Source organism: uncultured Tenacibaculum sp. (assembly GCF_947495995.1).
GTDB lineage: Bacteria > Bacteroidota > Bacteroidia > Flavobacteriales > Flavobacteriaceae > Polaribacter.
On the sequence record NZ_CANMAX010000001.1, the window covers coordinates 622724 to 648288 of the forward strand.

Genomic DNA, 25565 nt, shown 5'->3' on the forward strand with positions numbered 1-25565 from the left:
ATTAGGTTGCTTTTGTATTTATTTATGCTGGAATCATCCATTTAAATTTAAAATCAGTATCAGGAATTACGATACGCTCGGTAATTCTATACATTCTATCTGGTAACTTCATTAGGTAATCTCTTGCCTTTTCTGCTTCAGCTGTTAAACCAGTAATTTTATCAATCTCCCAAGCTGCATTTAACTTTCTAAGGATATCGATATAATCAAAACCAGTATAAACTCCTAAACGTTGTGCTACCGTAGAAAAATCATCAAAAAGACTTCCTTTTTCATTAAATGACTCACGTAAATGCATTGCTGGCATTACAATTTTATGCTTCATCATTTTTTCAAAAGCTAACATCATTTCACTAGGATCAATGGTGAAAATTTCCTTGACAAATGCTGAATATGCTTTATGATGTCTCATTTCATCACCCGCAATAATTTTAGACATTCTAGCTAATAATTTATGCCCTTTTTTACGTGCTATTTTCGCTACATTATTATGAGAAATATATGTAGCTAACTCTTGAAAACTTGTATATACAAAATTCTTATACGGATCGGTAGATGTACCGATATCGAAACCATCTGCAATTAAATGCTGTGTAGAAATTTCTACTTCACGCATATTTACTCTTCCAGAAAGGTATAAATACTTGTTTAACACATCTCCGTGACGGTTTTCTTCAGCAGTCCAAGCTCTTACCCATTTTGCCCAACCGTTATCAGGATCTTGTTTTACACCATCTAACTCCATTAACCAAGATTCGTACGTTGGTAAAGCTTCTTCAGTAATTGTATCACCTACTAAAACAGCCCAAAAATCGTCATCTAATTCTTTAGAAATCTCACGAATTTCTTTTACTTCTTCTAAGAAGTTGTCACTTTGAGAATCTGGCAAGAAATCTGTTGGTTGCCAAATTTTTTCGATGGGGATTAAAAAATCATCTACAAAACCATGGATTTTGCTTTCCAAGGTTTTCATCACCTCTTTTCTTATGTTATTTATTGACATTGATTTAGTTGTTTTTATTCTATAATGGCCCCTTTAACATCAGCTTCTACTCTGGCCAATAAATCATCAAATGGTAAACTGTCTATTTTTATTGGTTCGTGTGTTATTATTTTTATCGGACTTCCAATTCCTAAAGGAAACTTTCCGTACTTAAACACCTTCCAAGAATTATTAATTGTTAATGGAACTACATAAGAATCTGGATTGTATTTTGCTAACATTTTAAGTCCGTTTGAAGCAAAACTCTTAGGTTTACCATTTCTACTTCTAGTTCCTTCAGGGAAAATCGCAGCAGACCAGTTGTTCTTATTTATTCTTTTTGCAAAGTTAATCATTTCTGTAATGGCTTGCTTTCTATCTTTTCTATCGATTAAGGCAGCTCCACCATGTTTTAAATTGAATGAAATACTCGGAATTCCTTTTCCTAGCTCTTTCTTAGAAACAAATTTTGGGCAATGTTTTCTGAAATACCAGATAATTGGAGGGATATCAAACATACTTTGATGATTCGACACAAATATTAGAGTTTGATTCTTTGGTAATTCGTGTTTGTTTTTTACACGAACTGGCACTCCTAAAATAAGTAGTGACTTTACTAAGAACCAATTCATAATATTTACTACTTTTTGATGACCATTTTGTCCACCTAATTTCAAACCTATCCATTGTATAGGATGAAAAATTAAAAGAAGTATAAAGAATACTAACGTAAAAATTGAAGATAAGAGATAACTTATTATTTTCATTTGTTATAAAATAAGATTCCCGCTAATTGCGGGAATTAAATTGTATTAAAATGGTAACCAATTTGACCACGGAATTCTGGATAAAATAAATACTAGAGCTAATCCGTAGAAAATTGAAAAAGTTTTAAATTTTGATTCGCTTTTCACTTGCTTTTTGTGTCTAGACCAACCAATTGTAATTAATGTGATTGCTAAAATCATCATTATTGGATGCTCTATTGCTAACAATCTGTTTGTAGCATCTACACCATTAGCTTTCATTGATTTGTACCAAGGAGACATAAAATACCACCCTAAACCTATTAATAATTGAATATGAGCAGTAATTAATGTGAATAAACCTAAGCGAAAATCTTTATGTGTAAATTCTTTTTTTTGTACTAATCCTATTACAGCATTTACAACAGCAAAAATTAATACTGCTAATGCAATGTAAGCCCAATAAGAGTGAACTGTTTTCATCATAATTAGTTAGTTTATTTATACTGTAAAAGTACTGAATTTTATGCATAAAAAAACCACCTCAAATGAGGTGGTTTTAAAAAATATGGTGAATATCTTAGTTAAAGATATATCTAAGTCCGATTTGTGCTTGCCATCTAGAAGATTGGATTCCTCTATCATCAATTTGATCGATAGTAATAGTTCTATTTGGATCAAAATTAAATTCTGGGTTAGCAGTACCACCACCACCAGCAACTTCGATAAGGTTTACATCACTAGCAAAATATGTTTTACCCCAGTTCTTATTTAATAAGTTTGTGAAGTTAAAGATATCAGCACTTAATTGTAATGTATGCTTTTGTCCGAAAGCGTTAACAGTGAAATCTTGTAAGAACTTTAAGTCTACTACGTGAGAGAATCTAGCTCTATCAGCATTTCTTTCTGCGTAAGTACCTCTTCTTGTTCTTAAGTAATCATCATTTTCGATATAAGCATCTAAAGCAGCCCACTGCTCAGCAGCAGTTACAGTGTTACCATTGTCAACAAAATCAACTAAGTTAATTTCCGAAGCGTTAGCTGGTACATAGATTAATGCGTTATCTCTTGAATCGTCATTTAATAAATCACGTCCTCCGTATACATAAGAGAAAGGTCTTCCTTGTTGACCGTTATAGAATAAACCAATAGTAGTCTTTAAGTTTTCATTCCATTTGAAATCTGCACTAACGTTAGCAAATACTCTGTGTCCTTGGTCAAAACCAGATCTACCTAATTGTGGGTTAGCATTCTTACCGTTTACAGTAACAATACCTCTCCATTGAGAACTGTTTTGAGATGAAGTACCATCAAAAATACTAGTAGAAGTACCGAAAGAGTAAGTAGCAGATGAATAAACATCAATGAAAGTACTCTTGAATGTATTTCTAGCTGTGAAAGATGAGTTCCAAGAACTACCAACATTAGTATTAGAAGCTAAAATGATTCTTCCGTAAGTGTTATCGATAGAACCTCTTCTGTTATAGAAAGGTCTGTTATCAGCACCAACTAAGTTTCCAACTGCATCTGGAATGTTTAAGTTTTCATAGAAAAGAGCTGATAAGTTATCGTTATATACGAAATCAGCAGATACAGAGAATCCTGCAGGTAATTTTCTATCAATAGCAAGGTTATACTTTACAACCTGTGGTAATTGGAAATCTGGAGTAATTAAATCAACATTTCCTCCTGTGAATCCTGAACCTGGAGCAACTCCGATTGGTTGAGTGTTTACATCTGGGTTGAAAGTTAATCCTGTAGCACCTTCTAAAGTTCCTTGAGTTACACCGTTATTGTTGTAGATACCTCCTGGCCATACTAATGGTAATCTAGAAACGAAGATACCCATACCTCCACGGATTTGAGTTTTAGAGTTTCCTCCTACATCCCAGTTAAATCCTAATCTTGGAGAAATGTATAATTGAGTGTTAATTCCTCTACCAACTCTAGCACCTTTTAAATCTTTTCCAGCAGCTTCTAATAAAGCTACAGTTCTTGTATTGAAATCGTTGTTTACAGTTCCATCTTCCCAAACTGGAATATCAAAACGTAAACCTGCAGTAATTTTTAAGTTATCTGAAAAATCAACTTCATCTTGTACATAAAAACCAAATTGCTTAGTTCCGAATTCAGCAGCACCAGTTGAATCATCACCAACGCTATTAGAAACTAAAGAATAATTTCTTTCAAAGTCAACTAAGTTTGTATTGTTGATAAAGTCATCAACAGAATCATAAATATAAGTACCAAAGTTAGAAGCAAAGAATAAGTTCTTTACATCAGCAAATTCGTTGTGAGTACCGATTGTAAATGTATGTCTACCATAATAAATATTGAAATTATTTGTTATAGTTAACATATCTGTATTTAATAAGTTAGCTGTAGAGAAACGCTCTGCTCCAAACTGGATACCGTCGAAACCAAAAGTATTGATTCCGTCTCCAATTACTACAGTTGGGAATGGATTACCAGATGGTGATCTATCATCTCTTACTCTAGTGTAACCAACTAAAAAGCTGTTTGCAATTTTATCTCCTTGGTAATTCCACTCTAATGAACTAGAGTTTGTATTACTGATGAAGAATTCAGAACCGTTAGAAAATGCTAAATCTCTTGCACCAGAACTTCTAGTTTCTAAGTTTTCAGCCTTAACATAAGTATGCTTAAATAAAAGTTTGTTTCTATCATCGATATTCCAGTCGATCTTAGCTGTGATTTTATCACTCTTTAAAGTTCTTAAAGCATTTTCGAAACTTCCGATATCGTAGTTATACGTATTTAATACGTGATCTCTTAATCTTGTGATATCAGCAGCAGTTGAGTTACCATCATAGCTTTCAATTGCGAATGGCTGTGGTAATTCGTCGTCTTGTCTTTCGTAGTTTACGAAGAAGAATAATTTATCTTCAATAATTGGCCCACCGATTCTTACACCATAAGTGTTAGCTGTGAACTCACCTAATTTTTGTCTTCCATTAGCTCCAACTAAATCTACTGGAGTTTTACCTGCTAAATCTTCATTTCTTGTAAAGAAGTAAGCAGACCCTTCAAATTTGTTAGTTCCTGATCTAGTTATCGCGTTGATTGCTCCACCTGTAAATCCTGATTGTCTTACATCAAATGGTGCAATGTTTACTTGGAATTGCTCGATTGCATCGATAGAGAAAGGACTTACACCTGTTTGTCCTCCATTTGTTCCTGATCCAGCTAAACCGAATACATCGTTATTTACAGCACCATCAATATAGATAGAGTTGTATCTGTTGTTTTGTCCACTAATAGAGATTGAGAATCCATCGTCTCCTTCACTAATTTGAGTTTGTGGTGTTAATCTTACGAAATCTGCAACAGAACGAGAAGCAGAAGCTACAGTAGCGATCTCTCTTTTTCCAATTGTAGTTTCAGATCCAGTTTTATTACCATCAATTAAACCATCTCTTTGTGCGTTGATTACAACCTCTTCTAATTGGTTAGAATCTTCTTTTAAAGTAAGGTTTAATTTTTTTGATTGTCCTAAAGTTAAATAGATCCCGCTGTTTTCGATAGTTTGAAAACCAACAAAAGAAACTGTTAACTTATATGGTCCTCCTGTTCTCATGTTAGAGATTCTGAAGAATCCATTAAAATCAGTAGAAGCTCCATACTTCGTTCCTGATGGCGTATGCACTAAAAGTACATTTGCACCAGGTAACGGCTCACCTGCGTCATCTGTAATTTTACCAGATGCAGAAGAAGATGTTACCCCCTGACCGAATACTGCTGTTACTACAAACAGTAATGATACTAGTAATAAATTTTTGAAATTTTTCATTGTCCTTTATATAATGTATTAAAACGAAGCAAAATTCACTCTTTTTAATATCTCCAATATTAAATAAATGTTAACTTTTTTAACGAAGCATTAATATTTTTTAGTTTTTTTTTGGATTTGGAGTTAGTTTTTTAAGATTTTTTTAGCTAATTCTTTCCCTAACTCCACCCCAAATTGATCGTAAGAGTATATGTTCCAGACAATTCCTTGCACAAAAATCTTGTGCTCATATAACGACACCAACTTTCCTAAAGATTTTGGCGTTAATTTTTCAAATAAGATTCCGTTACTCGGTCTGTTTCCAGAGAATACTTTATACGGTAATAATACGTTGATTTTATCCATATCACCTGAAGATTTCAACTCTAAGTGTACTTCTTCTTTTGTTTTTCCGAAAGCTAAAGCTTCCATTTGGGCAGTATAATTAGCCATTAACTTATTATGATGATCTTCTAAACCATGTAACGATTGTTTATAACCGATAAAGTCTGTTGGTATTAATTTGGTTCCTTGGTGTACTAATTGCATAAAAGCATGTTGCATATTAGTTCCTGTACTTCCCCAAACTATTGTTCCTGTTTGATACGTAATTTCATTTCCATCTCGATCTACACCTTTTCCGTTACTTTCCATAACAGCTTGTTGTAAGTATGCTGGAAGCTTCGATAAATATTGTGTGTAAGGTAAGATTGCTTCTGTTTCTGCTTCATAGAAGTTATTATACCAAACACTTAATAACGCTAAAACAACTGGAATATTTTGATCGAAATCTGCAGTTCTGAAATGAACATCCATCTCTTCAGCTCCATTTAATAACTCTCTAAAATTATCAAAACCGACTGCTAAGCTAATTGATAATCCAACAGCAGACCATAGAGAAAATCTTCCTCCTACCCAATTCCACATTGGGAATACATTATTTTTATCGATACCGAAATCGTAAACAGCGTCTAAATTTGTAGATACTGCAACGAAATGTTTTGCCACATCGAAAATTGAACCTGATTTTAAGAACCAATTCTTGATCGTGTTTGCATTACTTATAGTTTCTTGTGTGGTAAATGTTTTAGAAACAATTACAAAAAGAGTTGTTTCTGGATTTAAATTCTTTAGAACCTCAGAAACGTGATCTCCATCAACATTAGAAACAAAATGAGTATTTAACTTATTCTTGTAGAATTGTAAACTTTCTACAATCATATCTGGACCTAAATCTGAACCACCAATACCAATATTAACTACATCTGTAATTGATTTACCAGTATATCCTTTCCATTTACCAGAAATTACTTTATTACTAAAAGCTCTAATTTTTCTTAAAGCTGTTTGAACTTTTGGCTTAATATCTTTCCCGTCTACTAAAACAGGCTCTTCAGAAGTACTTCTTAAAGCTGTATGAAGTACAGCTCTTCCTTCAGTAACATTAATCTTTTCTCCTGAAAAATATTTTTCGATTGCATCTTTTAACTCTACTTCATTAGCTAATTCAACTAATAAATCTAACGTTTCTTGAGTTATTCTGTTTTTAGAAAAGTCTACTTCTAAATCGTCAAAAGTTATTGTAAAGTTTTCTTTTCTATTCACTTCGTTTCTGAACTGCTCTTTTAAAACTAGATTTTTAGATGCTTCAAAGTGAGTTGTTAGTTTTTTCCAAGTTTCAGTTTGCGTTGGATTGTAGTTTTTCAAAGCCATGGATAGGTTAGTTTTTAGCTATAATTTCTTCCTGTTTTTTCTCGATGCTATCAATTGCTTTAGTTTCATTGATTTCTTCTAAATCAGGAAGAGGAATATTATTTAGTTGTTCTCTTAGTGGAGTAATAAATTCGAAATATTGTGGTTTTAAACTATCTACCATTGGTTTTGCAGTTGGTAGTTTTTGTCTGAACGGATCGACTTGTCTTCCATTTTTCCAAAAACGGTAGCATACATGAGGGCCACTTGTATTTCCTGTCATACCTACCCAACCAATAACATCACCTTGTTTTACATAATCTCCCACACGTACTTTACGTCTTTTCATATGTAAATATTGTGTAGAATATGTACTGTTATGTTTTACTTTAACATAGTTACCATTTCCACCTCTTCTGGCAGATTCTACAACCGTACCACTAGCTGTAGTCATAATTGGTGTTCCGTAAGCCGCAGCAAAATCGGTTCCTCTGTGAGGTCTAACTTTATTTCCATATAAAGCTATTCGTCTTCTTAAATTATATCTTGACGAAATTCTATATTGGAATTTAATTGGTGATTTTAAAAACTGTCTTCTTAACAAACCAGCTTCTTCATCATAATAATCAACATCGCCTTTGATTGAATCAGCTATGTATCGATACGCATATAAATCATTTCCTTTATGATTGAAAACAGCAGCTTTTATTTTCCCATATCCGACAGGAACAGTATCGTTGATAAACTTTTGTTCGAAAACTAATTTAAATGTATCGTCTTTTTGAAGTCTATAAAAATCAACTGTCCAAGAATAAATATCTGCTACTTCGTTTGCTAGAACTGCACTATAACCTAAAGTATCTAATGCTTGAGAAAAGTTATCTATAATTTTCCCTGAAACTTCTCTTTCAACTATTCTAATTGGTTCTCTATAGGTATAAGCTTCTATGATTGAATCTTGAAAATTAACAATGGTAGATTCAATTTTGTTATGCTTATAAATAAAAACTTGAGCTGTTTGTGTAGTATCTTTTGAAGCTAAGATTGTGTATGGTTTTCCTGCCCTTACTTTTCTAACATCGAAAGTATCTTTTATTTTAGTAGAAATTGCATTAATCTTTGGATAAAAAACATGATGACGATCTAGAATAATTCCAAAACTTTCTCCGCTTTTTATGGTATCATTAATTACAGTGTAATTGTCGATATTAAAACCATATTCTATAACTGGTTCTGGTTCTTTAACCTCTATTACTTCTTCAGGAATTTCAATCTTTTTATCCTGTTTACAGGAAATTGATATAAAAATGATGTATAAGAAAATATAAGAATAGTAATTCGACCTCACCGATTTATTTGTTTTTGCACCTCTAAAGAGACAAATGTACAAATAAAAGCTTTTCCAGTAGTCACTTTAACACAATGTAAACAACTAAAACGATTTAGTCGTAAACAACCTCAAATGGGTTGGCTAAACCTTTATAAGCCTCTAATTCTGCTCTTAAAGATCCTACCGCCAAAGATGCTTTCATCTTAATCGGTATTTTGTTATCGTCTGCAGTAATCCATATCGTTACACTTTCTTTTGCTTTAAATACTCTACCGGCTTGTACTAATGGTCTAAACTTCTGTGTTTTGATTTTACCAAATCTAGTTTTTAATGTTTCATAACCCAAACAATGTAATTTAAAAGGGTATGATTTTTCATCAAAAAACATAGAGACATTGATATCGTCTCCTTTTTTCATTTTTTTTGTATCGAATTGTCTAAGAAAATAAAATGTAGAAATTAAATCTTGTGGTCCTTTTACAGAATATACACTGTCTTTCTTCTTAAGAAAATCTTGAACTCTTGCTGTGTTTTTATCACGATCAAAAGTTATCTGTTTGTCCTTTTTATATCCACCTTCATTAATCTTTCTTTTGAATAAATAGGGTTCTACTTGTGGAACCGTGAAATAACTTTCGTATTTATCTTCTACCTTAAAAAACCAACCTACAACAGCAGCTGTTCTTCCTTCACCAACAGCATGTAGCGCTGGTTGTCCTTTATATTCTGTTTCTTGTAACGATAATGTAGCTGTTCCTGCTTTTAAAAAACCACTATAGCTCATTCTGTACTGTAACCATTCTCCTCCTTTAAATGCAGATGGTATTTCTTCTTGGGAAAAACTAGTTAACGCAATGGCAATAAAAAACAAAAATAATATTGGCTTTCTCATACTTTCAAACTTATAAAAAAAGAATGACAATTATTGTTCCAAAAAGTTGAATTAGCAATTTTATAACTAAAACTGAACTCTAAAAACAACATTTGGTGTAAAACCTAAAGAAAATGTATCTACAGTATTTATTATACTACGAGAAGAGTTTAGAGGATCTGCTGCTTCCTCATAAGTTCGCCTCAAAATATTCTTTCTATTATAAATATTAATAAACGAGAGTCCTATTTTTGATTTTACTTTCCTGCTTTTACTCCAATAAAAATCATAGGTTGCAGATGCATCTAAACGATGAAAATTTGGTAACTGTCTTTGATTTCTATTTTCAAATTTTTGCGACAACTGCTCTTGCTCAACATCAAATCCACCGTCTATAACATCACTAAACGGTAAACCTGTTCTGAAAGTCCATCCTAATGAAAAATCGAAATTACCAAACTTTAATTGTTGTGCTACATACAATGCATTTGAAATATTAAAATTCCCTTTAAAAGATTTTCCATCATTAAACCCAGTGAAATCCATTGTATTTTCACCAAATGTATAACTTACCCAAGAACTAATATTTGAAGTCCATTTTTTCTTCAGTAGTATATCTATTCCTAAAACAGCTGCTTTCCCATTAAAAATAGTTTCGGAAGAACTACTGTCAAGACCAGTAGATAAGGAAGTTAACCCTTCTATATTTTTATAATAGGCTTCAGTATCTATTAACCAACCTCCTTTATCGAATAAAAATCCAAAAGTTACTTGTTGACTTTTTAAAATAGGAACATCTTTACCATTAGAAATTGCCCACAATTCATTTTCTAAACCAAAATCTGAAGTAAAAAACTCTATAATTTTACTCGTGTATTGTTGTTTGATTTCTGCTGATGTATTCAACCAAAAAGAAGGAAGTACTTGAACTCTACCATATATCCTAGGTTCTAAAAAAGTCTTTTTTAATAAAGGCATGTAACTTGTACGTAAGCCAACATTAAAATTATATTTTTTGGATTTACTTAATACATATTCAGCTAATATTGTTTGTTGATTATTGGCTTTTTTATCACTTTCGTTTGCTCTTTTAGACAAATCTAAATTCTCTTGATCTAAACTAAAGGAAATATCACTGTGTGTAAACTGATATCCAAAATTCAACTCACTTATATCATTTAGCTTCTGATTAAGAATAGAACTAAACGTAACTTCCTTTACTTCATTATTTTTGATAGTATAATCATTGATTGTTCCGTCTCTTTTTTTATTTCCGTTGTAAAAAAGCTTGTAATTTGTATAATTTATACTTGTTTCTTGAGATAGGTTTTCACTCCAACCTCTATTCCAAGTTATTCCATAACCCTCATTTTGAATATCAATAAAATCGTATCGAGATTGATTATCAACTTCATTATTCAATTCATACTCCAAATCATTTTTTATTCTAATTTGTTGAAATGATATTTTATTCTTGTCGTTGGGTTGATAAATTACTTTTGTATTAAAATCAATGAAACTAAAATTATTTTCATCTTCTATAAAAGGTTGTTCTTCAGCTTGCGTTTCTCCATCAGCAATAGCTGTATTTTGAAATACTTTTTGAGAAAGTTTATCAAATGTTGGTGTATCTAACAAATCAGAGATTGAGCGTCTAAACGAAAATTGTACACCTAATTTTTCTCCTAGAGGAATTGTTGCATTTATATCTGCATTGGTAAAATTAAAACCCGCTCCAATACTCATTTTTTTTGGAACCTCTTTCATGGTTTCAATATCTATAACTCCAGCAATATGATTTCCATATTTTGCATTTGATGCATTTTTATATACTGTAACATTATCTACTACATAAGGGTTAAATGCAGATATTGAACCAAAAAAATGAGAGGTATTGTATAATTTAATTCCATCAAATAAAATTAAATTCTGGTCTGGTGTACCTCCCCGAATATGAATTCCTGAAGCGCTTTCAATAGGACTCTGAATTCCTGGTAATTGTTGAGTACTTAATAATACATCTGCCTCAGTCAAACCAGGTAAAACTCCTTGTTTTCTAGGAATTAGCGTAATAGCTCCATCACTTTTTTTAGTAATCCCTGTAGTTAAATAGCTGGAAATTATAATTTCATTTAGAGTTTGAGACGATTCTTTTAAGTATACATTTATACTATTCTCTTTTTTCAGTTCAGCTACAGTTTTTTGTATGTTTTCGTAACCAACAAACGAAAAAGTAACCGTATCTTTTTCATGTAAACCTTTTAACTCAAAATAACCTTTTTCATCTGTTCCTACACCTTTCTTTTTCGTGAAAACTGCAGCATCTAATAATGGAGTTTGTGTATTTTCATCGAGAATATAACCCGAGATTTTGATGTTATCTGTATTAGCTACTATTGTATAGTAACGATCATTAATTTTTTTGATTTTCAATCCTGTTTTCGTCTCTATTTGCTGAATTAAAACAGCTAATAAATCATCGCCACTATCAACCTTTATTGATTTGTTTTTGATAATATCTTCAGAAAAAGAAAACTTGATATTATACGTTTTTTCAATTGAGTTTAGAATATCTAATAACGGTACTTCTTTTTGAGCAAAAACAAGTACAGAAAATAAGAAGGATATTAGGAATAACCGAACTTTTATCATTTTTACTCTTTAGATCGAAGTGTCACCTTATTACCTTCTTCTAGATCGTAGTTTAGGTTCATAGAAGTGGTAATTGTTTTTAATGCTATATCTATATCGTTTGTAGGAAAACTACCAGAAAAACGCTTTTCTAAATCAACATTATCGGTAATTATTGTAGCTCCGTAAGTTTTAATTAAGCTTTCTACTACAAATCGTAACGGAGTGTTTTTAAAGCTATTTTCAAAATCTTTCCAAGTAGGTTTGGTTTCAGAAAAATTCCAGTTTTCAAACTCTGAGTTTCCTATTTGACGAACAGCATCTCCTTGAGTTAAAATAAATTCTTTATTGTTTCTTGCGACACTCACTTTCCCTTCAAAACAATGAACTTCTAAGAAGTTTTTATGCTGATTCACATTAAATTGAGTTCCTAAAACAGCAACTGTTCCCTCTGGTGTAATTACTTCGAACTTACTTCCTTTTTGTACTTTAAAGTAAGCTTCTCCTTTAAGATTTAATTTCCTATTCTTTTCCCATTCTTTCTTATTGAACTCTAAATATGAATCTGAATTTAAAACTACTTCAGAATTATCTGGTAATACTACTGCTAATTGCTCTCCAAAACCTGTTGAGTAGGTTTGATTGGTATTTAAAAACTGAAATAACCCAAATAAAAACAATAAAGAAGCCGCAACACCACTAACAACGTAAAAAGGATTTAACTTTCTAACTGGTGTATTTTCTTTTGTATTTGATTTTGTTTTCTCCATGAAAGCATCAAATGACTTATCGTTATCAACATGAGGAGTTGAAAACTCTGAAGAAGCATCTAATATTTTCTTATATGTAGAAAACTCTTTCGAATTTTCTAGTGATGAAAGTTCATCAGAGGAAATTTTCCCTTCGATAAACTTGTTTAATAATATTTCAAACTCTTGATTTTCCATCTGCCTAAATACCTTCTATTTGATTTCTTAATTGCTTTAAAGCTTTGCTCATTCTCTTCTCAACTGTCTTAACTGAAATATTAAGCAGGTCGGCTATCTCTCTGTATTTCTTTTTATCAATTCTGTTTAAAAGAAATACTTCTCTCTCTTTGTCTGGCAAATCTGCTATTGCAGATTCTAACTTTTTTAAAAACTCTTGCTCTTCCAATAAAAACTCTGGATTTTCATTGGTTTGCTGATTAATATTCTTGTTCAATTTTTGATGCTCTAAAACTACTTTTTTGTGCTTCACCGTGTTTAAAAAGGCATTAGAAGCCATTGTAAACAATAATGATTTTACAGATTGTAATATTATTGTTGAGCATTTTTTCCATACTGTCATAAAACAGTCTTGGATAATATCTTCAGCAACATCAATATCTCCACATTTATAGTATACAAAGTTTCGTAATGCTGTTGCATTACTTTTATATACTTCTTCGAACACCTTCGAATCACATAATGATTTATCTCCTACTTTCATTAATGCAAAAATAACTCCTTTTAAGTCAACAAGTAATATCTTTTTCATCTTCTTTATCAAAAAGCAGAGTTATTAAAATTGAATACTCTGCTTTTATCAAAAGAATCAACTTACATATAATTAATTTTTTAAAATACTAAGCGCGGCTTTTAATTATCGCCTTGGCCATTATCATTATCATTGTCATTGTCTCCTTCTCCTTGACCATTGTCATTGTCTCCTTCTCCTTGACCATCGCCATTATCTCCTTCTCCTTGACCATCACCATTGTCTCCATTTCCTTGATCATCGCCATTGTCTCCATTTCCTTGACCATCGCCATTATCTCCATTTCCTTGACCATCGCCATTGTCTCCGTTTCCTTGACCATCGCCATTATCTCCGTTTCCTTGACCATCGTCATTGTCTCCATTTCCCTGACCATCGCCATTGTCTCCATTTCCTTGACCATCGCCATTATCTCCATTTCCTTGACCATCGCCATTATCTCCATTTCCTTGACCATCGCCATTGTCTCCATCACCAGAAGCAAGTTTTACTAACTTTATATCATCGATTGCTGCAGAAGCTCCGACAATTCTTATGATAACACTATACTCACCTGCATCTATAGATGTTGGTATTACTTCAGAAAAATCTACCCACCCATCTTGATTAACTTCTGCTGAAAATTTCACTAAAACGTCTACAAAATCCGGATCGTTACTAAAGTCATTATTAGAGTTTGCATGCTCAATAATAACATCTAAAATATAACTGTTGTTTTCCCACTCAGTAAAATCACCTGGCATGTAGTACTTGAAAGATAATTTACCTTCTCCTTGATTTAAACCTTCTTCAAGAAAGAAATCAGTTTTTACGACTGCTTCAAAGAAACCTCCACAAGACCCCATATCTAGTCCCATAAAATTTGTGTCATTTCCTTTAAAGTCATATCCTTTCCATTCAGTAAAATCTTCAGATTTACCTCTAAAAAGAGTTCCGCATGTATTTTGCGCTTGACCTCTATCCATTACAGGTTCATTTGCAGGAAAGTCCCCAATTGCATGAGTTATAAAATTCTCATTACCATCTTCAAAATCTAATGCAAAAATCAGTTGTTCTTCGTTTGATTGTTCGCCTTCTATAGGTGTTAATTCTGAATCAATACAACTAACAAACATAGCTAAGCTAATTCCTAAAAAAAGTGTACGAAATTGTTTCATTCTAAATATTTTTTTTGTTGTTACATGTTTAATACAACTCACTCTTTTTTTACCCTATAACTTTTGTTAAAATAAATTATCATTCGTCTCTAAGTAAACGCTTAACGTCATTACTAATACCGAAATTAACATGCAAAATTCTCCAAAATGTTCCATAATTGTTTCTAATATTTGTTCCCCTTATTAGTATTACAACACAACATTTAAAAACCCTACACTTATTTCACAATATATTTTGTTAGAGTAGTTAACTCTTTTTATTTAAATTTATAAAGCAAACCTTCTATCACTGAAAATGAAAAATTTATATTTCTTATTATTCACTACTATTTTATTAAGTTCTTGTAAAGTTTATAATGACGGAAAAAAGAAAACATTAAAAACTAATATTCATACGAATAAAGAACTGGTTAATATTGTTAATGCTATAAAGGAAGACGCTAGCAAACATTTAAATGTTGAGGAAAAACTAACTGATGATGAAATTTTAAGTATTGAAAAGAAAATTGGAAAATCACTTCCTGAATCTTATAAATACTTTCTTAAAACTATTGGTGCTGGAGCAGAATTGATTTACTACCAACCTATAGATGATATTAGGAGATATAACTATTTAAACTCTTTCAGAAAACTAAGTCAAGAAATTGAATTAGTTAACGAAAAAATATTCCTATAAATTCACTACTTTGTTTAATGAGTGGAGATTCTAATGGCGGTGCTTGGGTTTGGTTAACATCAGAAAAAAAAGAAGACAACGAATGGTCTTTAGCTTATTATAGCATACAAGACCAAAGATTGTATTTTAAAGTCGCTAATTTTACCGAATGGTTAAAGCTTTTATACCGTTCTAAAGGAGAAGTAATTAGAGAGCTCGATAAAGATTATATTCTAGGACTGGGGTAATTACTTAAAAAGTACCCCAATTTTCTAGCTCTTCTTTAGTCCATAAATATGGGAAGAAAACTCTTTTTTGATATTTTGGATGTAAATATTTCCTCCAACTACTACCACCCGTAGCTTCTAAATCAGTATCATTTCCGCCTAAATATTTACCCGCTGCATTGTAATGTGCCATAACCCACTTTACATTTACTGTATAATCGTAGTGACGCATTGCTTTAACTAAGGTCTCATCTTTTTGAATATCTTCTGGAAGTTGTTGAAATTTCTTAGAAAGATTGATATCGTTATAATCTTCCATAAACTCCATAAATTCACCCATGTATTTCTTTTCAAACAACTTTAATAGTGTTGTTTTCTGACCTGTAGTGTAATTCTTCCCTGCTGCTTGCCAATATAAATGATCGTAAGCATTTTTAAATGAAGAATTACGATCTATAGTATCTCTAAATCGAATATCTATTAAGTTGATTAACTCTGTAGATGCAAATTCAATTTTTCTATACTGAGCACTTTGAAAACCACTTGCTGGAGTTAATGTGTTTCTAAATTTAAGATATTGTTCTACATCCATTCCATCTCCCATAACATCAAACGAACTGCATAAAACATCGAAATACCTACTTATTCTCATTAAATGTTTTGAGAATTTATCTGCGGAAATTTCTACACTTTTCGCTACTTGATCAATTTCCCAAAGAATCATTTTAAACAAAAGCTCGTTTACCTGATGATACATAATAAATACCATTTCATCTGGTTGTGTAGTTCTAGGAATTTGTAATCCTAATAAAGCATCAGTTTGTATATAATCCCAATAAGTTATTGGTTTACTCCACAATAAACCCTCTAACATTGCTTCAACAGGAACTCCTAATTTATCGTACTTTTCTTCAATTGCTTTTAATAATTCTTCTCGACTCATTGGTTTGGTTTAGACTAAAGAATAAAAGAGCCAAGATACAAGACTTTCGTCACTTTAATGGCTTCAGTTTATTTTTAACATTAAAAAAAGAACCAAGAAAAACTTTGTGTTTTCTTGGTTCAGTTCCTCAATTCTATATATCTATAGGGTTCCTCTTCTTTGTTGTTCTCTTTCGATTGATTCGAAAAGTGCTTTAAAGTTTCCAGCTCCAAAACCTCTTGCTCCCATTCTTTGAATAATTTCGAAGAATAATGTTGGCCTGTCTTCTACTGGTTTTGTGAAAATTTGCAGTAAATATCCTTCCTCATCGGCATCTACTAAAATTGATAATTCTTGTAATTTAGAAATATCTTCTTTCATCATATCTCTATGAACTCCTAAACGTTCAGGAATCATATCGTAATATGCTTGAGGTGGTGGTGGTAAAAATTCTACTCCGTTAGCTTTTAATTGTGAAACAGTTTTGATGATATCATCGGTTGCAACTGCTATATGCTGTACTCCTTCACCTTCATAAAAATCTAAATATTCTTCTATCTGAGATCTTTTAGCTGCTTTGGCTGGTTCATTAATTGGGAATTTAACACGCCCATTTCCATTACTCATTACCTTACTCATTAAAGCAGAGTATTCTGTATGAATTTGTTTATCGTCAAATGATAAGAAGTTTTCAAATCCCATTACATCTTCATACCATTTTACCCATTTATTCATTTGACCCCAACCAACATTTCCTACCATGTGGTCGATATATTTCAATCCTGCTGAAGGTGGATTGTAATCTGATTTCCAATCCATGAATCCAGGCATAAATGTTCCTTTGTAATTCTTACGCTCTACAAACATATGCACAGTTTCTCCGTAAGTATAAATTCCAGAACGCACTACCTCTCCATGTTCATCAGTTTCTACAGTTGGCTCCATATAAGATTTTGCTCCTCTTTTTGTAGTTTCTTCCCAAGCAGAACGAGCATCTTCAACCCAAAGTGCAACAACTTTAACTCCGTCTCCATGCTTAACGATATGATCATTAATTGGCGATTTACTATTCAGCGGAGTTGTTAATACTAAGCGAATCTTATCTTGCACAAGTACATAACTTACTTCATCTTGAGACCCAGTTTCTAAACCTTTATAAGCTAAAGATTGGAAACCAAATGCGGTTTTATAAAAATGTGCAGCTTGTTTTGCATTACCTACATAAAACTCTACATAATCTGTTCCTAAAAGTGGAAGGAAATCTTGCGCTCCTTCAAATATTTTTTCTAAACCGTAGTTTACTGATTTTATATCTTTATTACTCATCTTAATTTCTAATTTGAAAAATTAAATTAAATATCCATTCTAGATCATCATTATTATTGTTGACGTCATTCTGAATTTATTTCAGAATCTCATAAAACATTTACAATAATTTATAATGAGAACCTGAAACAAGTTCAGGTTGACGTGTCTTTAATTATTAGATATCATGGATAATTGTTAAAATTGATTCATTTGAAAATCTATTACTATACTTTCAAATTCCTTTATTAATAATAGCGATTACTCTAACCAAGACTGATAATACGTATCATCTGCAATTTTCATTGCTTCTTCTGTTACCATTAATGGCTTAAATGTATCTACCATTACTGCTAACTCTTCTGTTTCAGTCTTTCCGATACTTCTTTCTGTTGCTCCAGGATGTGGTCCATGAGGAATTCCTGCTGGATGTAATGAAATATGTCCTGCATCAATATCATTTCTACTCATGAAATCTCCATCTACATAATATAAAACTTCATCAGAATCAATATTACTGTGATTGTATGGAGCTGGAATTGCTTGTGGATGATAATCGTATAATCTTGGAACGAAACTACAAATCACAAATGCATCTGTCTCGAAAGTTTGATGTACCGGTGGCGGTTGGTGTACTCTACCTGTGATTGGTTCAAAATCATGGATTGAAAATGCATACGGATAATTAAATCCATCGTAACCAACAACATCAAAAGGGTGTGTCGCATATACCATTTCTATGATTTCGTCTTGCTTTTTAATTTTTATTAAAAAGTCACCTTTTTCGTTATGTGTTTCTAACTCTTCTGGCTGACGAATATCTCTTTCACAAAACGGTGCGTGCTCTAACAATTGCCCGAACCAGTTTCTATAACGTTTTGGTGTATATACTGGTCTGTATGATTCAACAATAAATAAGCGATTATCTTCTGTATCGAAATCTAACTTGTAAATCATACCGCGAGGAATTACTAAGTAATCTCCATATTTGAAATTGATATTCCCCATATGTGTTCTTAACTTTCCTGTTCCTCTATGCACAAAAATCACTTCATCTGCATCTGTATTTTTATAGAAATAGTCTTTTGTAGATGATTTTGGTGCTGAAAGAATAATATTACAATCTGAATTCGTTAAAACTATTTTTCTACTTTCTAGATAGTCTTCGGTTTGAGGCACTTGAAATCCTTTAAAACGATACGATTGAATATTGTTTTTCTTTGCGATTTTAGGAGCTACAGAATATTGTTTTCTAATTTCTTTTACCTGAGTTGGTCTGTGCTCGTGATATAAATTTGATGACATTCCATCAAATCCTATGGTACCAAATAACTGCTCATAATACAAACTTCCGTCTTCTTTACGGAATTGTGTATGACGCTTTGGTGGAATTTTTCCTAATTTATGATAAAAAGGCATAAGCCGATAGTTTTATTTGTTAATGATATAATGTATACTGAAAATCAAAATATTGATTAAGCATTACATTCTCAAATAGATATATTGATCCATTAACCTATCACTCAGGATTTCGCTTGATTAAAAATTTTAAGTGTGCTAGTAAGCCTAACCAGAACATTCTTAGCGATTTAGTTGTTTGTCTTACAAATATAATAAAAAGAATGGGGATTACAGACTGATAAAAGTCACTCTACTAAGAATTCTTAAAAAACAAAAAGTCCGAAGCTATTAGCTTCGGACCCTAGAATATTGTTATACATCAAATTACTCCTTTGGTAATCTTTCGTCGATCATTTTTAATGGCATTCCTTCCATTAAATCAAATACATCGATAATGCTTCTCATTGTATCTTCTTCTTCTGATTGTTCTGAAATGAACCATTGTAAGAATACTTCTGTCACAAAATCGTCTTCTTTTCTTGCTGTCTTAAAGATTTTAAAGATTGACTCTGTTACATTTATTTCTTGCTCTAAAGAAGTTTCGTAAATCGCTCTAAGGCTTTCGAAATCATTATTTACATTTTCTACACTTGGAGAGATTGCAGCTCCACCATTATCGTTGATAAACGCAAATATTTTCATTGCATGCTCTCTTTCTTCTTCAGCTTGCTTATAGAAAAATGATTTGCTGTTTAATAATTCTCTTTGATCGCACCATGAAGCCATAGCTAAATAAGATGCAGAGGCTTTCATTTCTAATGCTATTTGACTGTTTAATAAATCCATAACTACAGGATTTATCGTCATTTGTTTTCTTATTGCTGTTTTCATGATATTCTAATTTTTACTTATTACAAAAATACGACAATACATCGCTGTAAAAAACTGACAATCAAAATTTAAAGGAAGTCTAAATAAGGATATTATTTAGATTGAAACTGATTTAAAACTGTAAAAAAACGAATCTATTGTGTTTCTTAAGTTTAAGATTTGAGGAATATCTAAGTAAATTAAATGCTGCTTATCAGCTACAAAAAGTAACACAAAATTCTCTGAATCAATAATATCATACAAAGCTTCTGGTTTTGTAAGATTGTATACATTTTTTCTCAATTGTAGTAATTGAGGAAATGATAAAGGGATTCTTTTATTAACTGTTTTTAATTCGTATTTACAAAATGTGATCTCTTTAAGATCAATTTCATATTCAACATTTACATCTACATTCATATTGCAAATGTAACACTTATTTAGAATAAATTAAAATTAACTTTCAGGAGCAATCTCAACTTCTAATCCATCGAGTTCTTGAGTCATATGAATTTGACATCCTAAACGGCTGTTATCTTCCACATAAAAAGCTTCTGCAAGCATTGCATCTTCGTCATCAGACATCTCTGGAAGTTCATGATCGGATTTCACATAACACTGACAAGAAGCGCACATTGCCATTCCTCCACAAATACCAACTGTTCCTTCAGGAGCTAATTCATATGAACGAATTACTTCCATCAAATTCATGTTCATGTCTGTTGGTGCTTGTACTTCGTGACTTACACCTTCTCTATCTATTATTTTTATAGTAATATCTTGATCTTGCATGTTAAATAAAGTAATCTACTCCTAATAATTTGAAAATGGGCATAAAAACCACAATTAAGGTAATAAAAATAGTTATGATTTTTATCCCTAAAGGAAAGCTTATAGGTTTGATTTTTTCTACTTCTCCATCGTTTCTTAAACCTATGAATTCTTTAGAAAAAAAGAAATGAGTGAACAATCCTAAAACACATGATATAAAAAAAATAATCATGATTTCATTTAATGAAATAGAAACATAATCACTAAACTCTAATGGTGTAATTGATACAATATTTAACATCATAGTATTAACCTTCTTGTTCTTTCAATTTCTTTCGAAGTACTTTCGCTCGTTTATCTTCCCCATCATGACTCCAACCTGGCGAATTAAAAATATAATTCAGTTTATCAGACCATTTATCAGCTCGTTTTACATCTTTCCAAATTGCAGCATACTCGTGTGTAGCAACTTTAACTGGGTGAAATGTTTCAATGTTTACTGTTAACCCATAAACTGGTTGATCAATTTCTTTTAATTCTTCAGAAAACGTACCGAAAATACGATCCCAAATAATTAAAATTCCAGCGTGATTACAATCCAAATATCGAATATTAGATGCATGATGAACCCTATGATGCGATGGTGTATTGAAAATAAACTCAATTGGTTTTGGTAATTTATCTACCAGTTCTGTATGCACAAAAAACTGATAAATTAAACTCACGCCCATCATGGTGAACATCATTAAAGGATCAAATCCCAGTAATGGAATCCATAACCAAAAGAAAAACTTATGAATACGTTCTCCAACTCCTTGACGCAATGCTGTTCCTAAATTCATATAAATAGATGAGTGATGCGGAACATGACCTGCCCAAAACAAACGAACTTCGTGGTTTAAGCGATGAAACCAATAATATGAAATATCATCAGCAAAAAACAATAACAACCAAGCCCACCATTGGCGACCAATAACGTCTTTTAGCGGACTTAATTCATGTAAATAGAAAAATACAACAAACGCCAATACCTTTGGAATAAACTCTATTATTGCTGAAAACAGCATCATTAGTAAAGAAACAGTAGTGTCTTTACCATGATATTTATCTTTCGCAAATCGATATTCTACCAGCATTGAAAAAAAGAAAACTGGTAATGCAAAATACAAGAGTTTATCTTGTGACAGTTGTTGTATATATTCTGTTATTGTCAATCTATTTTATCGCTTTAACTACAGCTTTTGGTGCTTCTTTTTTAGTTCCATCGAAACCTCGCACACCACCAACTGTTGTGTATTTCATTACATATTTTTTATCTGGAAAAATCCTTTTGAAAGCACTTTGACACATTAAAGTGGCTTCGTGGAATCCACATAAAATTAATTTTAACTTACCTGGATATGTATTTACATCTCCAATAGCATAAATCCCAGGAATATTAGTCTGGTAATCTAACGCATTATTCACTTTAATAGCGTTCTTCTCTATTTCTAATCCCCAATCTGCAATTGGACCTAATTTTGGAGATAAACCAAATAAAGGAATAAAATGATCTGTATTGATTACAAAAGGTTCTTCATCTTTCTTATGAACTTCAACTCCTTCAACCTTTCCATCACCAACAATTGCTTTAACTTCTGCAGGAGTAATTAAGTTGATTTTACCTTCGTTCTTTAATTCTTGTACCTGATCTACAGAATCTAAATGACCTCTAAATTCATTTCTTCTGTGGATTAACGTAACAGAATTAGCAACATCAGCTAAAAAGATAGACCAGTCTAAAGCAGAATCTCCTCCACCAGCAATAACAACGTCTTTTCCACGGTACATTTCTGGTTCTTTAATAATATATTCTACTCCTTTTCCTTCGTAATCTGCTATGTTACTAATAGGTGGTTTTCTAGGCTCAAAACTTCCTAATCCACCAGCAATAGCAACTACTGGAGCGTGATGTTTTGTACCTTTATTTGTAGTTACTATAAATGTTCCGTCTTCTTGTTTTTCAACAGTATCTGCACGTTCTCCTAAGGTAAATCCTGGTTCAAATTGTTTAATTTGCTCCATTAATTTATCTGTTAAGTCACCAGCTAAAATCTCTGGATATGCAGGAATATCGTAAATAGGTTTTTTAGGATAAATCTCAGAACATTGTCCGCCCGGTTGTGGTAACGCATCAATTAAATGACAACGTAACTTTAACAAACCTGCTTCAAAAACTGTAAACAGACCTGTTGGACCGGCACCTATGATAAGTATATCGGTTTTAATCATAAAAGTAAAATTATTAAGCTACATTAATCACTTCTTCAATCTCTGGAGCATGTCTTTTAATCGTTGCTTCTACACCATTTTTAAGTGTCATTTGGTTTACAGAACAACCACTGCAAGCTCCTTCTAATTGTACTTTTACAATGTTATTTTCTACTGATAAAAGCTTAATATTTCCTCCATCACTAATTAAAAATGGACGAATTTCTTCTAATGCTTTTTCTACTTTATCTTGTGTTTCTAATGACATAAACTAACTTATTTTGTGCTGCAACCACTCATAGTAGTAATTCGTACTACTTCTGTTGGAGGTAAGTTTGCATTTCTTTTTAATAACTCTGACACAACTTCTTGTGTTATTTCTTTGAATGATTCTTCAAGTTTTGTTCCGTTTTGTAAAGCCACAGGATGACCAACATCTCCTGCTTCTCTAATACTTTGAATAATTGGAATTTCACCTAAGAATCTGGTTTCTAAATCTTCAGCTAAATTTTTAGCTCCGTTTTGACCGAAAATGTAATACTTATTCTCAGGTAATTCTGCTGGTGTAAAGTATGCCATGTTCTCAATAATTCCTAAAACAGGAACGTTAATAGCTTCTTGTTGGAACATTGCTACACCTTTCTTCGCATCTGCTAAAGCAATATTTTGCGGAGTACTTACAACTACAGCTCCTGTAATTGGTAAAGCTTGAACAATTGATAAATGAACATCACCAGTTCCTGGAGGTAAGTCGATTAATAAGAAATCGATTTCTCCCCAATCTGCATCAAAAATTAATTGATTTAAAGCTTTAGAAGCCATTGGCCCTCTCCAAATTACAGCTTGATTTGGATTTGTAAAGAAACCTAGCGACAATAATTTTACTCCGTAATTTTCAACAGGTTTCATTTTAGAACGTCCATCAACTTTTACAGATAATGGTCTTTCACGTTCAACATCGAACATAATATGTTGAGATGGACCGTAAACATCGGCATCAAGAACACCTACATTGAATCCCATTTTTGCTAAACTAATTGCAACATTAGCGGTAACTGTAGATTTACCTACACCACCTTTACCAGAAGCAATTGCAATAATGTTTTTAATATTTGGAATTTCTTTTCCTCGGATTTGGTTTACCTCTTCTTTTGGCTTTACTTCAGCTTTTACATTGACTTTTACCTCAATACTATCGCTTACGTTTTGGTGAATCGCTTTTTTAATTTCGGTTTCTACCTTTTTTTTAGCCTGTAAAGTTGGGTTTCCAATAACAACATCTACAACAACTTCATTACCAAAAGTAACTACATTCTTTACATTCTCATTTTCAACTAAACTTTTTCCTTCTCCAGGAGCAGTTATAGTTTCTAATGCATTATATATATCTTGCTTTTTAAAGCTCATCCTATTTTTATATTAATTCTAAATTACAAAGATACCATTTAAGCTTCAGATATTAAAGCTTGAGAATTGCGATTGTTTATAGCTCGATAAGCTTTGATAATTGTAAAGTTTTCTGAAGGAAATAGATCACAATTCTTTCATCGGATCCCAAAAAACACCTTCTAAATTTTGTATTTGATTTTCTACAACTTCTATCCCTTCACTTTCTAGTAATTGCTGCATTAAGTTGGTTCCATCGAAATGATGTTTTCCTGTAAGTATTCCTTTTCTGTTTACAACTCTATGTGCTGGTACTTCTTTTCCTCCAGAATTATTCATTGCCCAACCTACCATTCTTGCAGAACGAGCTGCTCCTAAGTATTTTGCAATTGCTCCGTAACTTGTTACTCTCCCATGAGGAATTAAACGTGCTACTTCATATACTTTATCGAAAAAGTTTTTAGAATCTTCCATAATTTAAAAGTACAATTTTATTATAGTTAAAACAGCTAAAAAACCAGTAATTATACTCATTAATGGATTAAAAAACACCATAATTCTGGCCACGCTAGTTTCCATTTTTTTAATTAACAAAACATAACTTGATAGCACAGCGATAACCCCTAATGATGTGCCTAAACCGAAAGTTAAAAGGTAATTATATCCTTCAAAAATAAAACCTTTAGTTATTAAGAACGAATACACTAACGCAAAGAAAGGAATCGCAAACATATTGATAAAGGAAAGTTTTATTCCGTAAGAAAAACATTTTTTCTGACTACAAATTTGCTGCACTTTTTGTTTTGACGCATATTCTTTTTGGAGATAAAAAAAAGAGAGATAGATAAATACTAAGATTGCTACGTTTTTAATCCAAAATAAGATTTCTGGAAATTTATGGATCAATGAAATGACTACAATACTCAACAGAAATTGAAAAAAAACTACGATTGCTGCTCCGAAAATAAAATGACGTGCAGAGTTTTTATTTTCATCTATAAAGATTTTACCAACAGTTAAATTAAGCATACTCGGCGGAGTAAACCCAAGAAACGATGTTACAAAACCTAGAATAAAATGAGTAAGCATTACTAAAACAGTTGATTTTTGTTTTAGACGCT

26 protein-coding genes are annotated in these 25565 nt (G+C 31.9%); 2 read left to right on the plus strand and 24 right to left on the minus strand.

Going from position 1 to position 25565, the window contains the following annotated elements; translation table 11 throughout:
• Nucleotides 1-22 precede the first annotated feature (22 nt).
• The 11 genes from Q1A15_RS02790 to Q1A15_RS02840 all read right to left on the minus strand — a co-directional run bounded on the left by Q1A15_RS02790 (nt 23) and on the right by Q1A15_RS02840 (nt 14717).
• Nucleotides 23-1003, minus strand: a complete 981-nt coding sequence (locus tag Q1A15_RS02790; protein WP_299618426.1) for an acyl-ACP desaturase — start codon at nt 1001-1003, stop codon at nt 23-25.
• A 14-nt stretch (nt 1004-1017) separates the two neighbouring features.
• On the minus strand, nt 1018-1749 hold the full coding sequence (locus Q1A15_RS02795) for a lysophospholipid acyltransferase family protein (RefSeq protein ID WP_299618428.1): 732 nt from the start codon (nt 1747-1749) through the stop codon (nt 1018-1020).
• Between the two features lie 45 nt (nt 1750-1794).
• Entirely contained in the window at nt 1795-2211 is a 417-nt protein-coding gene (locus tag Q1A15_RS02800) for a hypothetical protein (RefSeq protein WP_299619772.1), read from the minus strand.
• 97 nt (nt 2212-2308) lie between these two features.
• Nucleotides 2309-5539 carry a TonB-dependent receptor gene (locus Q1A15_RS02805; protein ID WP_299618430.1) on the minus strand — a complete coding sequence of 1077 codons (3231 nt, stop codon included), beginning with the start codon at nt 5537-5539 and terminating at the stop codon, nt 2309-2311.
• 123 nt (nt 5540-5662) lie between these two features.
• Nucleotides 5663-7231 (minus strand): glucose-6-phosphate isomerase, encoded by a 1569-nt coding sequence (pgi, locus tag Q1A15_RS02810; RefSeq protein WP_299618432.1) that lies wholly within the window; start codon nt 7229-7231, stop codon nt 5663-5665.
• Between the two features lie 7 nt (nt 7232-7238).
• The gene (locus tag Q1A15_RS02815; RefSeq protein WP_299618434.1) at nt 7239-8558 is read right to left on the minus strand and encodes a peptidoglycan DD-metalloendopeptidase family protein; all 1320 of its coding nucleotides are present in this window, start codon (nt 8556-8558) and stop codon (nt 7239-7241) included.
• A gap of 94 nt (nt 8559-8652) precedes the next feature.
• Nucleotides 8653-9432 carry a DUF3108 domain-containing protein gene (locus tag Q1A15_RS02820; RefSeq protein ID WP_299618436.1) on the minus strand — a complete coding sequence of 260 codons (780 nt, stop codon included), beginning with the start codon at nt 9430-9432 and terminating at the stop codon, nt 8653-8655.
• 66 nt (nt 9433-9498) lie between these two features.
• A complete protein-coding gene (locus Q1A15_RS02825; protein WP_299618439.1) occupies nt 9499-12063 on the minus strand; it encodes a carboxypeptidase-like regulatory domain-containing protein in 2565 nt (854 codons plus the stop codon).
• Between the two features lie 2 nt (nt 12064-12065).
• Nucleotides 12066-12989 carry a FecR family protein gene (locus Q1A15_RS02830; RefSeq protein ID WP_299618441.1) on the minus strand — a complete coding sequence of 308 codons (924 nt, stop codon included), beginning with the start codon at nt 12987-12989 and terminating at the stop codon, nt 12066-12068.
• Between the two features lie 4 nt (nt 12990-12993).
• Entirely contained in the window at nt 12994-13560 is a 567-nt protein-coding gene (locus tag Q1A15_RS02835) for an RNA polymerase sigma-70 factor (RefSeq protein WP_299618444.1), read from the minus strand.
• Between the two features lie 101 nt (nt 13561-13661).
• Nucleotides 13662-14717, minus strand: coding sequence for a hypothetical protein (locus tag Q1A15_RS02840; RefSeq protein WP_299618447.1), 1056 nt, complete (start codon nt 14715-14717; stop codon nt 13662-13664).
• 295 nt (nt 14718-15012) lie between these two features.
• Between Q1A15_RS02840 and Q1A15_RS02845 the strand changes: the two genes are divergently transcribed.
• Nucleotides 15013-15393 (plus strand): SMI1/KNR4 family protein, encoded by a 381-nt coding sequence (locus Q1A15_RS02845; RefSeq protein ID WP_299618450.1) that lies wholly within the window; start codon nt 15013-15015, stop codon nt 15391-15393.
• Nucleotides 15394-15410: 17 nt separating this feature from the next.
• Nucleotides 15411-15620, plus strand: a complete 210-nt coding sequence (locus Q1A15_RS02850; protein WP_299618453.1) for a hypothetical protein — start codon at nt 15411-15413, stop codon at nt 15618-15620.
• 4 nt (nt 15621-15624) lie between these two features.
• Here Q1A15_RS02850 and Q1A15_RS02855 read toward each other — a convergent pair whose 3' ends face one another.
• The 13 genes from Q1A15_RS02855 to Q1A15_RS02915 all read right to left on the minus strand — a co-directional run bounded on the left by Q1A15_RS02855 (nt 15625) and on the right by Q1A15_RS02915 (nt 25533).
• Nucleotides 15625-16542 (minus strand): tryptophan 2,3-dioxygenase family protein, encoded by a 918-nt coding sequence (locus Q1A15_RS02855; protein WP_299618456.1) that lies wholly within the window; start codon nt 16540-16542, stop codon nt 15625-15627.
• A gap of 141 nt (nt 16543-16683) precedes the next feature.
• A complete protein-coding gene (gene hppD / locus Q1A15_RS02860; RefSeq protein ID WP_095074795.1) occupies nt 16684-17847 on the minus strand; it encodes a 4-hydroxyphenylpyruvate dioxygenase in 1164 nt (387 codons plus the stop codon).
• A gap of 240 nt (nt 17848-18087) precedes the next feature.
• Nucleotides 18088-19245 carry a homogentisate 1,2-dioxygenase gene (locus tag Q1A15_RS02865; protein WP_299618462.1) on the minus strand — a complete coding sequence of 386 codons (1158 nt, stop codon included), beginning with the start codon at nt 19243-19245 and terminating at the stop codon, nt 18088-18090.
• A 306-nt stretch (nt 19246-19551) separates the two neighbouring features.
• Nucleotides 19552-20058, minus strand: a complete 507-nt coding sequence (locus Q1A15_RS02870; RefSeq protein ID WP_299618465.1) for a ferritin — start codon at nt 20056-20058, stop codon at nt 19552-19554.
• Between the two features lie 96 nt (nt 20059-20154).
• Nucleotides 20155-20457 carry a hypothetical protein gene (locus tag Q1A15_RS02875; RefSeq protein ID WP_095074799.1) on the minus strand — a complete coding sequence of 101 codons (303 nt, stop codon included), beginning with the start codon at nt 20455-20457 and terminating at the stop codon, nt 20155-20157.
• 36 nt (nt 20458-20493) lie between these two features.
• Nucleotides 20494-20829, minus strand: coding sequence for a 2Fe-2S iron-sulfur cluster-binding protein (locus tag Q1A15_RS02880; protein ID WP_299618473.1), 336 nt, complete (start codon nt 20827-20829; stop codon nt 20494-20496).
• Between the two features lies 1 nt (nt 20830).
• A complete protein-coding gene (locus Q1A15_RS02885; RefSeq protein WP_299618476.1) occupies nt 20831-21112 on the minus strand; it encodes a hypothetical protein in 282 nt (93 codons plus the stop codon).
• A gap of 4 nt (nt 21113-21116) precedes the next feature.
• A complete protein-coding gene (locus tag Q1A15_RS02890) occupies nt 21117-22022 on the minus strand; it encodes a sterol desaturase family protein (protein ID WP_299618479.1) in 906 nt (301 codons plus the stop codon).
• 1 nt (nt 22023) lies between these two features.
• The gene (locus Q1A15_RS02895) at nt 22024-23079 is read right to left on the minus strand and encodes an NAD(P)/FAD-dependent oxidoreductase (protein WP_299618482.1); all 1056 of its coding nucleotides are present in this window, start codon (nt 23077-23079) and stop codon (nt 22024-22026) included.
• A gap of 13 nt (nt 23080-23092) precedes the next feature.
• The gene (locus tag Q1A15_RS02900) at nt 23093-23326 is read right to left on the minus strand and encodes a NifU family protein (RefSeq protein WP_299618485.1); all 234 of its coding nucleotides are present in this window, start codon (nt 23324-23326) and stop codon (nt 23093-23095) included.
• 8 nt (nt 23327-23334) lie between these two features.
• Entirely contained in the window at nt 23335-24465 is a 1131-nt protein-coding gene (locus tag Q1A15_RS02905) for an Mrp/NBP35 family ATP-binding protein (RefSeq protein WP_299618488.1), read from the minus strand.
• 126 nt (nt 24466-24591) lie between these two features.
• Nucleotides 24592-24918: an MGMT family protein gene (locus Q1A15_RS02910; RefSeq protein WP_299618491.1), complete on the minus strand. Its 327-nt coding sequence runs from the start codon at nt 24916-24918 to the stop codon at nt 24592-24594.
• Between the two features lie 3 nt (nt 24919-24921).
• Nucleotides 24922-25533, minus strand: a complete 612-nt coding sequence (locus tag Q1A15_RS02915; protein WP_299618494.1) for a hypothetical protein — start codon at nt 25531-25533, stop codon at nt 24922-24924.
• Nucleotides 25534-25565 lie beyond the last annotated feature (32 nt).

Coding starts and splice junctions, on each gene's coding strand:
- Q1A15_RS02790 (WP_299618426.1), bottom strand. CDS start 1,003: ATGTCAATAAATAACATAAGAAAAGAGGTGATGAAAACCTTGGAAAGC.
- Q1A15_RS02795 (WP_299618428.1), bottom strand. CDS start 1,749: ATGAAAATAATAAGTTATCTCTTATCTTCAATTTTTACGTTAGTATTC.
- Q1A15_RS02800 (WP_299619772.1), bottom strand. CDS start 2,211: ATGAAAACAGTTCACTCTTATTGGGCTTACATTGCATTAGCAGTATTA.
- Q1A15_RS02805 (WP_299618430.1), bottom strand. CDS start 5,539: ATGAAAAATTTCAAAAATTTATTACTAGTATCATTACTGTTTGTAGTA.
- pgi (WP_299618432.1), bottom strand. CDS start 7,231: ATGGCTTTGAAAAACTACAATCCAACGCAAACTGAAACTTGGAAAAAA.
- Q1A15_RS02820 (WP_299618436.1), bottom strand. CDS start 9,432: ATGAGAAAGCCAATATTATTTTTGTTTTTTATTGCCATTGCGTTAACT.
- Q1A15_RS02825 (WP_299618439.1), bottom strand. CDS start 12,063: ATGATAAAAGTTCGGTTATTCCTAATATCCTTCTTATTTTCTGTACTT.
- Q1A15_RS02830 (WP_299618441.1), bottom strand. CDS start 12,989: ATGGAAAATCAAGAGTTTGAAATATTATTAAACAAGTTTATCGAAGGG.
- Q1A15_RS02835 (WP_299618444.1), bottom strand. CDS start 13,560: ATGAAAAAGATATTACTTGTTGACTTAAAAGGAGTTATTTTTGCATTA.
- Q1A15_RS02840 (WP_299618447.1), bottom strand. CDS start 14,717: ATGAAACAATTTCGTACACTTTTTTTAGGAATTAGCTTAGCTATGTTT.
- Q1A15_RS02845 (WP_299618450.1), top strand. CDS start 15,013: ATGAAAAATTTATATTTCTTATTATTCACTACTATTTTATTAAGTTCT.
- Q1A15_RS02850 (WP_299618453.1), top strand. CDS start 15,411: ATGAGTGGAGATTCTAATGGCGGTGCTTGGGTTTGGTTAACATCAGAA.
- Q1A15_RS02855 (WP_299618456.1), bottom strand. CDS start 16,542: ATGAGTCGAGAAGAATTATTAAAAGCAATTGAAGAAAAGTACGATAAA.
- hppD (WP_095074795.1), bottom strand. CDS start 17,847: ATGAGTAATAAAGATATAAAATCAGTAAACTACGGTTTAGAAAAAATA.
- Q1A15_RS02865 (WP_299618462.1), bottom strand. CDS start 19,245: ATGCCTTTTTATCATAAATTAGGAAAAATTCCACCAAAGCGTCATACA.
- Q1A15_RS02870 (WP_299618465.1), bottom strand. CDS start 20,058: ATGAAAACAGCAATAAGAAAACAAATGACGATAAATCCTGTAGTTATG.
- Q1A15_RS02875 (WP_095074799.1), bottom strand. CDS start 20,457: ATGAATGTAGATGTAAATGTTGAATATGAAATTGATCTTAAAGAGATC.
- Q1A15_RS02880 (WP_299618473.1), bottom strand. CDS start 20,829: ATGCAAGATCAAGATATTACTATAAAAATAATAGATAGAGAAGGTGTA.
- Q1A15_RS02885 (WP_299618476.1), bottom strand. CDS start 21,112: ATGATGTTAAATATTGTATCAATTACACCATTAGAGTTTAGTGATTAT.
- Q1A15_RS02895 (WP_299618482.1), bottom strand. CDS start 23,079: ATGATTAAAACCGATATACTTATCATAGGTGCCGGTCCAACAGGTCTG.
- Q1A15_RS02900 (WP_299618485.1), bottom strand. CDS start 23,326: ATGTCATTAGAAACACAAGATAAAGTAGAAAAAGCATTAGAAGAAATT.
- Q1A15_RS02905 (WP_299618488.1), bottom strand. CDS start 24,465: ATGAGCTTTAAAAAGCAAGATATATATAATGCATTAGAAACTATAACT.
- Q1A15_RS02910 (WP_299618491.1), bottom strand. CDS start 24,918: ATGGAAGATTCTAAAAACTTTTTCGATAAAGTATATGAAGTAGCACGT.
- Q1A15_RS02915 (WP_299618494.1), bottom strand. CDS start 25,533: ATGCTTACTCATTTTATTCTAGGTTTTGTAACATCGTTTCTTGGGTTT.